The sequence below is a fragment of the Sphingobacterium yanglingense genome, assembly GCF_004363245.1.
GTDB classification, from domain to species: Bacteria; Bacteroidota; Bacteroidia; order Sphingobacteriales; family Sphingobacteriaceae; genus Sphingobacterium; species Sphingobacterium yanglingense.
In genome coordinates this window covers 23,983-37,317 of the sequence record NZ_SNYV01000004.1, presented here as the reverse complement: position 1 = coordinate 37,317, position 13,335 = coordinate 23,983, and the positions used below count along the sequence as shown (strand labels likewise).

General features: G+C 39.7%; 10 protein-coding genes. 9 read left to right on the top strand and 1 reads right to left on the bottom strand.

The features are described 5' to 3' along the window. The first annotated feature begins 33 nt into the window (after positions 1–33). The 3 genes from CLV99_RS01770 to CLV99_RS01760 all read left to right on the top strand — a co-directional run bounded on the left by CLV99_RS01770 (position 34) and on the right by CLV99_RS01760 (position 2,775). Complete coding sequence (locus tag CLV99_RS01770; RefSeq protein ID WP_133582773.1) at positions 34–876, top strand: bifunctional transcriptional activator/DNA repair enzyme AdaA; 843 nt, start codon at positions 34–36, stop codon at positions 874–876. 11 nt (positions 877–887) lie between these two features. Beyond that, entirely contained in the window at positions 888–1,487 is a 600-nt protein-coding gene (locus tag CLV99_RS01765; RefSeq protein WP_133582772.1) for an alpha-ketoglutarate-dependent dioxygenase AlkB family protein, read from the top strand. 76 nt (positions 1,488–1,563) lie between these two features. Next, positions 1,564–2,775, top strand: coding sequence for a serine hydrolase (locus CLV99_RS01760; protein ID WP_246032679.1), 1,212 nt, complete (start codon positions 1,564–1,566; stop codon positions 2,773–2,775). 48 nt (positions 2,776–2,823) lie between these two features. On the opposite strand, the gene CLV99_RS01755 is transcribed toward CLV99_RS01760, so the two are convergent. Next, entirely contained in the window at positions 2,824–3,825 is a 1,002-nt protein-coding gene (locus CLV99_RS01755; protein WP_133582771.1) for a D-alanine--D-alanine ligase, read from the bottom strand. A gap of 290 nt (positions 3,826–4,115) precedes the next feature. Here CLV99_RS01755 and CLV99_RS01750 point away from each other — a divergent pair, with 290 nt between their 5' ends. The 6 genes from CLV99_RS01750 (at position 4,116) to CLV99_RS01725 (ending at position 13,292) form a co-directional block, all read left to right on the top strand. Further along, a complete protein-coding gene (locus tag CLV99_RS01750; RefSeq protein ID WP_133582770.1) occupies positions 4,116–4,868 on the top strand; it encodes a PASTA domain-containing protein in 753 nt (250 codons plus the stop codon). A gap of 2 nt (positions 4,869–4,870) precedes the next feature. After that, entirely contained in the window at positions 4,871–5,911 is a 1,041-nt protein-coding gene (mltG, locus tag CLV99_RS01745) for an endolytic transglycosylase MltG (protein ID WP_133582769.1), read from the top strand. Positions 5,912–5,918: 7 nt separating this feature from the next. Then, complete coding sequence (locus CLV99_RS01740; protein WP_133582768.1) at positions 5,919–6,326, top strand: acyl-CoA thioesterase; 408 nt, start codon at positions 5,919–5,921, stop codon at positions 6,324–6,326. Positions 6,327–6,338: 12 nt separating this feature from the next. Further along, positions 6,339–7,310, top strand: coding sequence for a YihY/virulence factor BrkB family protein (locus tag CLV99_RS01735; protein ID WP_133582767.1), 972 nt, complete (start codon positions 6,339–6,341; stop codon positions 7,308–7,310). A gap of 125 nt (positions 7,311–7,435) precedes the next feature. Continuing rightward, on the top strand, positions 7,436–9,370 hold the full coding sequence (rpsA, locus tag CLV99_RS01730) for a 30S ribosomal protein S1 (RefSeq protein ID WP_133582766.1): 1,935 nt from the start codon (positions 7,436–7,438) through the stop codon (positions 9,368–9,370). A gap of 178 nt (positions 9,371–9,548) precedes the next feature. Next, positions 9,549–13,292, top strand: coding sequence for an ATP-binding protein (locus tag CLV99_RS01725; protein WP_133582765.1), 3,744 nt, complete (start codon positions 9,549–9,551; stop codon positions 13,290–13,292). Positions 13,293–13,335 lie beyond the last annotated feature (43 nt).

Here is a 13,335-nt window from a genome sequence, read left to right as displayed (position 1 = left end):
TGCATGCCCGATTTTTAAAATTGAAATTTGTGTATGAATGAGAAAGAAAGACACTGGAATTACGAGCGTATAGCACAGGCAATAGTTTATATCAAAGACAATTTTGATCGGCAACCTAGCCTGGAAGATATCGCTGCGCACATCCATTTAAGTCCATTTCATTGCCAAAGGCTATTTCACGAATGGGCAGGTACTACACCTAAAAAATTTCTGCAGTACATCAGTCTGAGTCATGCAAAATCATTGCTTCAGAAATCGGAATCGATTTCTGAAACGACGTTTAAAACCGGACTCAGCAGCAGCAGTCGTCTACACGAACTTTTTGTCAAACTAGAAGGAATGACTCCCCACGAATACCGTAATAAAGGTGAGGGGTTAGTCATAACATATGACTATGCTGACACCTCTTTTGGAGAAATCATTATTGCAGCAACAGAAAAAGGGATTTGCCACATTGCATTCGTCACTGATCGAGATAGTGGGGTAAAAAGTTTAATAGATCTATTCCCCCATGCGTCTTTTAAAGAATCCGCCTCCCCTTTTCATCAACAAGTACGTGACTTTATGAATGGTGAGAAGGATGCTAAAGACCCCATAAAACTACATGTCAAAGGAACGGCGTTCCAGCTGAAAGTATGGGAAGCTTTACTTCAAATTCCTTTGGGAGAGCTAGAGACCTATGGACGGATTGCAGAACACATCGGCAACCCAAAAGCTTCAAGAGCTGTGGGGACAGCAATTGGCAGCAACCCAATTGCCTACCTAATCCCCTGCCATCGGGTGATACAGGCTTCTGGAGTAATCGGGGGATACATGTGGGGGCCTACACGAAAAACGGCTATAATAGGCTGGGAAAATGCACAGGTAACCCCATAAATCCGTTGTCCATGAAATTATTCTCTCTTGATGATCCGGATAAGAACTGGCTGCCCTATGACGGTACTGTCAATTACCATGGTGTCATACTGCCCAATGCGAACCGGTACTTTGAGTTACTGCGTGAGCAGATTGCGTGGAGACATGATGAAGCGATTATTTTCGGAAAACATATCTTCACCAAACGAATGGTCGCCTGGTATGGAGATCTACCGTTTGAATACAGCTACTCTGGCATCCAAAAAACAGCCCTACCGTGGATTGACTGCTTATTGGAGCTAAAGGAAATGGTCCAAAAGCACTCCGGAGAGACCTTCAACTCTTGTCTCTTGAATCTTTACAACGACGGTACTGAAGGTATGGCCTGGCATAGTGATGGCGAAAAGGACTTGAAAAAAAACGGAGCTATTGCTTCCTTAACGTTGGGCGCAGAGCGAAAATTCTGTTTTAAGCACAAAGTAAGCAAGGAAAAAATAGACATTGTATTGGAACATGGATCATTATTGATGATGAAGGGTACAACACAAACCCATTGGCTGCACCGGCTTCCCCCAACAAAGAGCGCTATACAACCCCGGATAAATCTAACTTTTAGAACCATTGAGCGGTAAATACTTTTAGTTTTCGTAACTTCCATGCGTTAAGATTTCCACCATGCGCATTTTTATATTTTTCTATTTTACAATTATGAGTATTTCGATTGGTATGGCACAGCAGATTGACAGTACCTACCTCGTCCTATTGCTTCAGAAAAATCCAGAGCTATTTGGACAGATACTAAAGCATCCAACGCACCATGAAGTTCAAATACTCTACACGCAAATTGACAGAGATAAAAACAATATCCCTCATTTCAAATCGTTTGGCTACCGACTGGATCCGACCTGGTACTTTTACCCTGCGAGCACTGTCAAATTACCAACAGCTATCTTTGCTTTAGAAAAGATAAACGAGCTCAAGATCGATGGGCTCGACAAGAACACCCCCTTGAGAATAGACTCTGCTTATGAAAGGCAGACTTCGGTAAGGACTGATTATTCATCAGAGAATTCACTACCGAGTATTGCCCATTATATTAAAAAGGTTCTGCTCACCTCAGACAACGACGGACATAACCGACTTTTCGAATTTGTGGGCAGAGCCGAAATAAATGATAAACTTAAAAAACACGGCAGCAAATACAGTCGTATTGTAAATAGGCTAGCTATAGGAGACAAAGGTATCTGGGCTAAACACACTAATCCATTCACCTTTTACAAGGATGATCAAATCATCTACAAACAAGATGCTCAATATGACCCTAAGGATTATGAGATGCCTTGGCTTAAAAACACAGTACAAGGAATCGCTTATATGAACGCAGCAGATGAACTCGTCCATGAACCCTGGTCTTTCGAGGGACTGAATGTATATGCTTTAGCGGACCAGCAATTAATGTTGAAAAAACTGCTTTTCCCTGAGGCTTTTCCCGTGAAACAACGTTTTAATCTAACAGAAGACGATTACCGTTTCATCTATTATTATATGTCAAGGAGCCCTCAGGAGGTAACTTATCCGAAATATGACGCCAACGAATTTTGGCCTACCTATAGTAAATTCGTATACTTTGGGCGAGACAAATCGATAAGTTCTTTTCAAAATATCCGAAGTTTTAATAAATATGGGGACTCCTATGGCTATAATATCGACAATGCATACATCGTCGATTTCGAGAAAGGAGTTGAGTTTTTGGTTTCCGTCGTTGTTCAATCCAATCAGAATGGCATTTACAATGATGGAATCTATGAATACGAAACAGTTACGTATCCTTTCCTAAAGAATCTCGGAGAAGTATTATATCAGGAAGAATTAAAAAGGCCAAAGCTTGTTAAGCCTGACCTGAAACGTTTTTCGTTTTAATAGTAAACTTTCATAAAACAAGGAGTCCAAAAATGGACTCCTTGTTTATTATTTCAATGCGGTTTCTATCAATTCGCCATAAAAATCGCTTTCCTTCATCCCATAAGCTCTTACCTGCTGCGGTATAAAACTTTGTGCCGTCTGTCCAGGAATCGTATTGATTTCAATAAAATAGAACTTGTCCGTATCATGTTCTAAAAAGAAATCGACACGAACCATACCTTTACAATCCAATCGAACATAAATCTCTCTGATAATCCGAGCTGCACGATCACGCTGTTCTTCATTCAAATCGGCTGGTGTTATCTCTTCTGTCAGCCCCGGAATATACTTGGCCTCAAAATCAAAAAACTCCCTTGTGGTACGCACTTCTGTAGCCGGTAGCACCACGAGTTCGCCTTTCGTATTTCTAAATATACCCTGCGAAAACTCTCGTCCTTGGACAAACTCTTCCACCAGCACCTGCTTACCTGTATTCTCTGCATCAAAGGCTTTGTCCAGTGCCTCCTGTAACTGTCCAGCCTCTTTAACCTTGGTCATACCAATACTGGATCCTCCGGCGTTGGGTTTAACAAAATAAGGTAATCCTAACTTCTCTTCCACGAGACGGATACCATCTTTGCGGTGGTTTTCAAACAGCAATACCGACTTAGCAACATTGATCTCGGGGATATCTGCCAAAATGGATTTGGTATAACCTTTATTCATCGTCAGCGCAGAAGTCAATGCGCCACATGAGGTGTAAGGCAATCCAATCATATCAAAGTATCCTTGTAAACGTCCATCCTCCCCTGGCGTACCGTGCAAAATAATTAAAGCAACATCGAAAAGAATCTTATTGCCGCTAATGTGCAAGGAGAAATCACCTTTATCAACAGGCACTTTTTCACCCTCACCCGCACTTCCATACCACCCCTCATTGGTGATATCGATGATATACACATCATACTTACTTTTATCCAATTGACTATAGACAAAAGCCGAACTTTTATAAGACACCTCGGCTTCACCCGTAAATCCACCGGTAATTAACGCTACTTTTGTTTTCATTTAGAATCTAATTAGCTAGTTTAACTCCCACAAACCTAAAAAAAATGTGCATCATTCACTAATCAACACCAAATAAAAACGCAGCAAATAAGTCTTTTTTAGGCGATAGCATTCACTTAGAGGGGAAAAACAAACATCCCCGTATTCTGTTCTATCTAAATACTTGACTGTTTAAAGGAAATATAATTTGTGATACGGGGAAAAACGAATATTTTTGCTTAGTAAAACTACAATGTAAAAAAGATTCTACCCTTTTAGTAGAACACAAGGATTTATATAAATTTCATTTCATGTCCAAACTATTGCTTTATTTACGAACAGATGTGTTCAGAAAAAATCTGATTTATGCACTGATCACACTTATCGTTTTATTTCTCGTAGTCTACTTCGGTCTTAAAATCTACACAAAGCATGGCGATGCCCAAGAGGTACCTGTATTAAAGGGGCTCACAATATCTGAAGCCAAACAAATACTAGACAAAGCGGGATTAGAATACAAAATAGACTCCGTCTACCAAATGGATGCCAAACCAGGCTTAGTTATAGAGCAGGATCCTGAGGCGTCGGCTTTAGTGAAAGGCGGTAGAACCATATACCTTACGATTATTACCCAGGTCGCACCAGAGATTGCACTACCTGATGTCATTGAGAAAAACCTGATCGAGGCATCGGCAATCTTAAAAAACCATAATTTAAAGATTGGAGACACGATTTATATCAATGACATCGCGCGAGACGTGGTATTAGGTATTCAATTTGGTGGTCAAAAAATTAATGCCGGAAGAATGATTTCCAAAGGTTCTTCAATTACAGTCGTATTGGGCAACGGTAAAGGAGCTAACGAAGTTGAAGTCCCCATGTTATTGAACCTTACGCTATCGGAAGCTAAATTTGCTCTGCAGGGACTGGGGCTCCATATTGGCGCTATATCTGGAGCAATCACGGACTCGACAACAGCACGTGTCATCGCGCAGTCTCCAGATTCGACCTCACGGTTTATTAGCATTGGTACACCAATCAACTTGACACTATCTAACGACTAAACATGACAGCAAAGAAAGCTTTCCCAACTTGGTTAAAAGGAATTTTAATCGCGGTTCTCATCATCGGCGCTTTTATCGGATGGAAGGCATACCAGATTTTCTGGGGGCCATCGGTCACAGACGCTCAGGAATACCTTTACGTACACACGAATGACTCTTATGAAAGTGTACTACGCCGCATCAGACAGGAGAATCTTGTAAAAGATCCCGAGCACTTCAATATCGTGGCAAAGGCCATGGACTTTCCAGAAAGTGTTAAAGCGGGCCGCTACAAACTGACACCGGGCATGAGTAACCGAAAATTGATAGGCAACCTGAGAGCCGGCCTACAAGACCCTGTAAAATTGCGTTTCGCCAATATCCGTCTAAAAGAAAATCTGGCAGGTCTATTGGGCAAAAGCTTCGAAGCAGATTCTGCTCAGTTTAGTGCGATCTTAAACAATGAAGCTGTTGCTGAGCAGTATGGCTTTACAAAAGATAATTTCTTTGCGATGTTTATACCCAACACGTACAACATCTATTGGAATACATCACCAGACAAAGTAATCGAACGACTGAACGAAGAGTATAAAAAATTCTGGACTGCTGAAAGAAAGGGAAAAGCAGAGAAACAAAATCTCACGCCTATAGAAGTCTCTATCTTAGCTTCTATCGTACGAGGGGAGGCACTACACAACGATGAGATGCCACAGATAGCAGGATTATACCTGAATAGGCTGAAAAAAGGAATGCTTTTACAGGCTGACCCTACTGTTATTTTTGCAAATAATGACTTCACTATCCGTCGTGTACTGAACAAGCACCTCACTATTGACAATCCCTATAATACATATAGATACAAAGGACTGCCTCCGGGACCTATCACCATGGCTCCTATTGTCGCTATTGATGCTGTTCTAAACCCAGCGCAGCATGACTATATCTACATGTGTGCCAAAGAGGACTTCTCCGGATACCATGCTTTTGCCACAACGGTGACAGAACATTTGGTAAATGCACGGAAGTTCCAAAAAGCATTGGATGACAGAAACATCAAGAAATAGCGTTTAAATGTTTATATACGAACACCAACTACGGATAAGATATGCGGAGACAGACCAAATGGGCTATGTCTATTATGGTAACTATGCAGCCTTCTATGAAGTAGCACGTACGGAGATGCTCCGTCAAACAGGCATCTCCTACAAACAACTCGAGGATATGGGGGTCATGATGCCCGTACTTGAAATGCACACGAAGTACTTACAGCCGGCTAAATATGACGAGCTCATCACGATAAAGACTACTATCCGTGAAAAGCCCAATGTCCGTATCAATTTCGAGTATGAAATCTGCAACGAGCAGGGAACCCTACTCAATACAGGCAGCACCCAATTGGTATTTGTGGATATGAAAAAAAATAGGCCCTGCCGTGCTCCAGAGATTTTCATGGAGAAGATAGCACCCTATTTTATATAGCAAAGGTGCTAAATGAAAAAGCTACACGACAGTCTACTCCATCTAAGACCTTACGACAAATTTATCGAATGGTCCAAGACTGCCGTTCTCCCGGGCTTTAACAACCTTCCACTGTATACTGTAGCTGTATTCTTCTTTCAGGAAATCAAAAGAGAAGCGATACTCAACAAAGCATCCTCTCTTGCGTACAACTTTATGCTGGCAATATTCCCGGGTATTATCTTTCTATTTACGCTTATTCCTTATATTCCCATTAACAATTTTCAAGAGGGACTGATGGACTTTTTGGCTATAGTGATCCCTTTTGAAGCATTCACAGCGATAGAGTCGACTCTAGAAGATATTATAAAAAATCAAAACGGTGGACTCATGTCCTTCGGTTTTTTGTTAGCCACATTTTTCTCGACCAACGGAATGACGAATTTAATGATGGCATTCAATAAATCCTCGTTGACCCGAGAGAAAAGAAGTTGGGGGCAAAGACGTCTTATCGCATTGGGCCTGTCATTTGCCATTATTACAGCTCTTACTATAGGGATAACAGTTTTTACTGGAGCAGGTATGATTATTACCTACCTCAAAAATCAAATCAGCTATGATATGTCTTGGTTTTGGACGTTTATCATAAAGGCTGCTCGATGGATTATTTTATTCGCCATTTACTTCAGCACGGTCAGTATGCTTTACAAATTCGCTCCGTCCACCTCCAAAAGATGGAAGCTTTTTAGTCCCGGTGCAACGTTAGCGACCGTCTTGGCCATCCTTACCTTTTCCGGATTTGTATTCTACATCAATAACTTCAATGCCTACAACAAACTTTATGGTTCTATAGGAACTATCATCGTGATAATGATATGGATGTACCTCAATTCACTTATCTTGTTGATAGGGTTTGAATTGAATGCCAGCATCACCCTATCCAAACAGAGCATCAAGATCGTCAAACCTAAAGTTTATAATTCTTTCAAACAGCCTTCTAATTAAGCGTTAAATCAGGACTAACGCTATCTGTGGTGTCGAAAACTTTTTTTTCACATAAAATATTGTAAATAAAAGTTTTTCGTATCTTTGCACTTCCTACAATGTAGGGAAAAGGAGATAATTAATTAATGGCAAAAAAACAAGAAGCAGAAAAAGAGTTAGCGGCGAAAAACGCAGAGCTACAAGGTGCTGACACTAAAGTAGTGAAAGACACTGAAAAGATTGAGTCTGAAGCTGATTCAAACTTAATCGACGAAATCAAATCCAACACATGGATTACTCCAGCTGGAGATTTTGATTGGGATGCTGACGAGAAAGCTTTCGGTAATTACAGCGAAGCAGAACGTACAAAAATGGAAGAACAGTACGCAGGTACTTTCAACCAAATCAACCAAGGCGAAATTATTGAAGGTATCGTGGTATCTATCAATAGTAAAGATGTGGTTTTGAATGTTGGTTTCAAATCAGATGGTCTTGTAGCAAAAACTGAGTTTCGTGATCTTCCTGATTTAAAAATCGGGGATACTGTAGACGTATTTGTTGAATCACAAGAGGATGCAAATGGTCAATTAGTATTGTCACGTAAGCGTGCAAAAACTCAAAAATCATGGGAAGCTATCAACGAAGCATTGGAAAATGATGCTATCATCGATGGTTTCGTTAAATCACGTACCAAAGGTGGTTTGATCGTAGACATCAAAGGTGTAGAAGCTTTCTTACCTGGATCTCAAATCGACATCAAACCTATTCGTGACTACGATATCTATGTCGGAAAAACTATGGAATTCAAAGTTGTGAAAATCAACCACGAATTCAAAAACGTAGTAGTTTCGCATAAGGTATTGATCGAAGACGATTTAGAAAACCAAAAATCAGAGATTGTTTCTAAATTAGAAAAAGGTCAAGTATTAGAAGGTACTGTTAAAAACATTACAGATTTCGGTGTGTTCATCGACTTAGGTGGTGTAGATGGTTTACTTCACATTACTGATATTTCTTGGGGACGTATCGAGCATCCGAGAGAAGTATTGGCATTAGACCAAACAATCAACGTTGTTGTATTAGATTTTGATGACGAGAAAAAACGTATCGCATTAGGTTTAAAACAACTTTCTCAACACCCTTGGGAATCTTTAGATACAGCTTTAGAAATCGGTTCTAAAGTAAAAGGTAAAATCGTTACTGTTGCTGACTACGGTGCTTTCTTAGAAATCATCCCAGGAGTAGAAGGATTGATCCACGTATCTGAAATGTCATGGTCTCAAAACCTACGTTCTCCTCAAGAGTTCTTAAAAGTAGGTGATGAAATCGAAGCTCAAATCTTAACGTTAGATCGTGAAGACCGTAAAATGAGCTTAGGTATCAAACAATTGACTCCAGATCCTTGGCAAAACATCACAGAGCGTTACCCTGTAGGTTCTAAACAATCAGCTGTTGTTAAAAACATGACTAACTTCGGTGTATTTGTTGAACTAGAAGACGGTATCGATGGTTTAATCCATATCTCTGATCTTTCTTGGTCTAAAAAAATCAACCACCCTAACGAATTCACTAAAGTTGGTGAAACATTAGACGTAGTTGTTTTAGAACTAGATGAAGAAAACCGTAAGTTATCTTTAGGTCACAAACAATTAGAAGAAAACCCTTGGGATACTTTTGAAACAATCTTTACTGAAGGTTCAATTCACGAAGGAACTGTTATCAAAGTAGGTGAAAAAGGAGATATCGTAGCTTTACAGTACGGTGTAGAAGGATTCTGTCCATCTAAACACTCTGTAAAAGAAGACGGTAGTGCTTTGAAAGTTGATGACGCAACAGAGTTCAAAATTATTGAATTCAATAAAGAGAACAAACGTCTAGTTATTTCTCACTCTCGTATCTGGGAAGATGCTAAAGAAGAAGTTCGCAAAGAAGAATCTAACAGCCGTAAAAAAGATGCTAAAGCTGCATCAACTGCTGTTAAAAAAGTAAAAGATTCTGTTGAGAAATCTACTTTAGGTGACCTTGGTGTATTAGCTCAATTAAAAGAGCAAATGGAAGGTGACGAAAAAAAATCTAAATAAAATCCATTAGATTTATATAAAGGCCCCCAAAAGGGGCCTTTTTTCGTTCAAGACCAAAGTTCCTAAAAGCTAAATATCCCCCTCATATTTGTATACTAGTCTTTAATACATTATTTTTAACATCAATAATCTAAAGACTGACACCCTCTAGTTTGTAATTAGCAAATTACCCGTTGTGATGAAGAATAACCTTCGCATTCTTTTATTAGTACTGACGCTGTTATTTATAGCAACAGCTTTTTCTATCCGGAAATCGATATCTGACACCGACATATTAGAGCTAGATACCAAACACCTCACAGAGAATCTAAGAGCGAAAGAAAAACTGGTTGATCATATTTTTGCAGACTCCCTGTATCTTAAAACTTTTGTCAATAGCGATAGGTATCCCTTACAATTAAAAGAGATTTCCCAACGCTATGAAGAAGAAAATGTATACCTCTACCTATACAAAAACAAAAAGCCAATTTTTTGGAGTTCCAACATGTACGTTCCAGAGACAGAAGCGGGACTCAAAAACGAAACAAGCTTTATAAAGACAGAAAACTTTTCATTTGTTGTCAAAAAAAAGAAAATATCTGACGAAATCAGTGTCTTGGCCTTGATCCCGATAGAAAGGAGTTTCAATGCATCCAGTGGATATTTTAAGACGACCCAGTTCTTTAGCTTCCTGAAGACGGATAATCTCCGTTTCGCTAATCTTGGGGACTCTGAAAATATTAAGAATATCTATGCTAAGGACAATACCTTTTTGTTTTCGGTTAAGCTAAAGGAGGGAAAACACAACAGCATATTTCTCAAAATACAATTGATATGTTGGATTTTGGGGACCCTATGTTTTGTCATCTGGGTGAATGGTGCCTGCCTGACACTAGCGCGTAGAGGCTACCCGTTTCTTTCTGTTATCATTTTGCTGCTCACCTTTTTTCTAGTCCGCATTATAGATATCGAAACGAATTGGTTCACGCAATATTCCAGCTTGGACATCTTTGATCCGAGATATTACGCATACAGTTACCTCTCCCCCAACCTATGGTCATTCTTAATCAATAATATAGCTATCTTTTGGATTTTATGCTTTGCTAAAAATATAAAGGATCAATGGCAAATCCCCAATAAACTCAAACAAAGAAACATAGGGGTCCTAATATACTACCTTCTACTATCCGCGCTATATATTTGCTTCCACTGGGGCTTTGACCAAATCACGACGCTGATTACACACTCCCCTATTACGCACAAGGATTTCGTACAGATTTTTTATCTTAATCCCCAGACATTTATCCATGCGCTAATATATAGTCTCAGTATCCTCTCCTTAATTTATTTAACAGACCTGATATTAGGCTTTGGAAAGGCCGTATGCCATAAGGCAACACTGAATATCAACATCCAACTCATAACGATTGTACAATTTTTGATATTGGGCACAATCAATCAGGATTTCAGCCTATTCAATGTATTGGTAGGTGTCCTTATTATGGTTCGCTCCTTCGACTACTCGATGTTCAAGGATAATAATCTGTCTACTCATGTCGTGTCTCTAGTTGCGCTCGCGTTGATATCTACGATCAAGTACGCCGAGGCTGTCAAGGAAACGCAACAAGAGCAGATGAAAATAACATTGACGACATTAGAGTCGGACGATGATATCGAGGCTATCTCTCGTTTTTCGGATATAGAATACAATCTTCAAAGTGACCAACAGCTAAAACATCTGATAGAGATCTCACTGCCGAATCCGGATACGAAGATGATCAGTGAATATATAAAACGAAAATATCTAGGTGGATATCTTTCGAAATATGAATTCAGGGCTTACTACTACTATAATGAAACTCCGCTAGGTAAGTATGCAGGAAACAAAATGGATGAGTATCGGGAGAAGGTCATCAATAAATCCATTAAAGTCAATGAGACGGATCTATTCTATAAAGTACAGACCGAAATAGGAACTTATGAATATTTCTGTATTGTAACTTTTCCTGTGGCCAACGAACAAAATATCTCTGTCATTCTGGACTTCAAGAGTAAAGCTTTTAACCCTAACTTTCCCTTTCCTGTACTCACAGAGTCTCAGTCGGAAGAAGGAGTCAGTCCACAGCGGGTTATAAAAGACAGTTTTGCACTCTATAAGAATGGAAACCTAATCACCCAGAACGGAAAATATACCTATCCAAATTCGGACAATAGCTATCCCCAAAAGACACACGAATTTCTTTATCTTGACGACAATAATGGATTCTACCACATCATCTACAAGCCGAACAAAGAAACTACGATAATCGTAAGCAAGCCACACCATTCGTATTGGCAATATATTGCTGTAGCCTCGGTCGCTTTTCTAACCTTATATTTAGCACTTGCTATTTCCAAGTTCTTGCTGGTTATTATACCAAAATATCTTCGCCAGGATTTCAAGCTCCGTAATATCAGTTATCAGGTACGGATCATATTGTCGCGAATACGCTATAGTACCCGTATACAGACATTGGTGATTTCTTCAGTTTTAATTGCCATTGTGATCTCTGGGCTCATTACTTTCTTTAGCGTGAGTTATCAATCCCAAAAGAATATAGAGAGTCAGCGGCTTAACTATATCTCAGAACTGGTCACCAAGCTAGAGACCAGGGCATTAATCGATACGGTTGGCGACGCCACTACAGACCTAAAAGCATTGATGACCTCTATGTCGGATGTTTTGATCACAGACTTCAATCTATATGACAAAAACGGAAAGCTGTTCTTTACGACACAGCCTAAAATATACGATCAAAAGCTAGTATCCGAATACATCAATCCAGATGCTTTTATCACGCTCAATGTATTAAAAAAGACAGAAACACAGAATAACGAATCCATCGCGGACTTTAACTACGTCTCTTCGTATGCCACCATCCGAAACTCAAACTACCATACGATTGCCTATCTAGGTATTCCCTATTTCGACTCGAGTGCCTACGATTCTGAAAACAGAAGTATTCTGCTGAATACGATACTGAATGTCTACACGATTATCATTATTGTATTTGTATTTTTATCGGTCTATATCTCCAATAAAATCACAGAACCCTTACAGATTATCCGCAAGAAATTATCGCAGACTAATCTTGGAGGTAAGCAGAACGAACCCCTTTACTGGGAGAAAAATGACGAAATCGGTGTACTGGTAAAAGAGTATAATTTCATGTTGGTAAAGCTAGAGGAAAATGCTAAACAGCTGCGCAATGCAGAACGGGAAAGTGCTTGGCGAGAAATGGCAAAACAGGTCGCACATGAGATCAAAAATCCATTGACACCGATGAAACTCGGCATACAGCAACTTAGCCGTTCCTTTTACGAAAACGACCCACGGCTTACCGAGCGTTTTCAGAAAATATCGACTTCATTCATCCAACAGATTGACGCCCTGTCGCACATCGCATCAGAGTTTTCGGCTTTTGCAAAGCTTCCGGACACCAATCTGGTACCAATAGATTTGATTGCGAAAATCAACAAGTCCTTGGATGTCTACAACAACAACCAAAACACAGCTATCGTGTTTGAAAACCACACGAAGCTGCAAAAAATAATTGTACTAGGGGACCGTGATCAGCTACTTCGTTCTTTCAATAATCTATTAAAAAATGCAATTGAAGCGACCTCACGACGTCGCAAACACAAAATTAATATACAAGCCCACCTGCTGGAAGACAATTGGGTGCAAATCATCGTACACGACAATGGTGATGGTATAGCGCGAGATGTGATTCCGAATATATTCAGTCCTAATTTTACAACTAAAAGCTCTGGAACAGGATTAGGGCTGGCCTTTGTGAAACAGACTATAGACGGAATGGGAGGAAAAATAACCTTTCAGACAGAGATTAATATCGGCACCTCGTTTTTTATAGAAATACCGCTGCATAAAGAAAGTCTATAGCATCATAATATTTTTACATAGCAGGACTCGAACAGTTCTAATA

Bases quoted from the DNA above. Each gene is read 5' to 3' on its own strand.
- CLV99_RS01760 (WP_246032679.1), top strand. From the start codon at position 1,564: ATGAGTATTTCGATTGGTATGGCACAGCAGATTGACAGTACCTACCTC.
- CLV99_RS01740 (WP_133582768.1), top strand. From the start codon at position 5,919: ATGTTTATATACGAACACCAACTACGGATAAGATATGCGGAGACAGAC.
- mltG (WP_133582769.1), top strand. From the start codon at position 4,871: ATGACAGCAAAGAAAGCTTTCCCAACTTGGTTAAAAGGAATTTTAATC.
- CLV99_RS01755 (WP_133582771.1), bottom strand. From the start codon at position 3,825: ATGAAAACAAAAGTAGCGTTAATTACCGGTGGATTTACGGGTGAAGCC.
- CLV99_RS01735 (WP_133582767.1), top strand. From the start codon at position 6,339: ATGAAAAAGCTACACGACAGTCTACTCCATCTAAGACCTTACGACAAA.
- CLV99_RS01765 (WP_133582772.1), top strand. From the start codon at position 888: ATGAAATTATTCTCTCTTGATGATCCGGATAAGAACTGGCTGCCCTAT.
- CLV99_RS01770 (WP_133582773.1), top strand. From the start codon at position 34: ATGAATGAGAAAGAAAGACACTGGAATTACGAGCGTATAGCACAGGCA.
- CLV99_RS01725 (WP_133582765.1), top strand. From the start codon at position 9,549: ATGAAGAATAACCTTCGCATTCTTTTATTAGTACTGACGCTGTTATTT.
- rpsA (WP_133582766.1), top strand. From the start codon at position 7,436: ATGGCAAAAAAACAAGAAGCAGAAAAAGAGTTAGCGGCGAAAAACGCA.
- CLV99_RS01750 (WP_133582770.1), top strand. From the start codon at position 4,116: ATGTCCAAACTATTGCTTTATTTACGAACAGATGTGTTCAGAAAAAAT.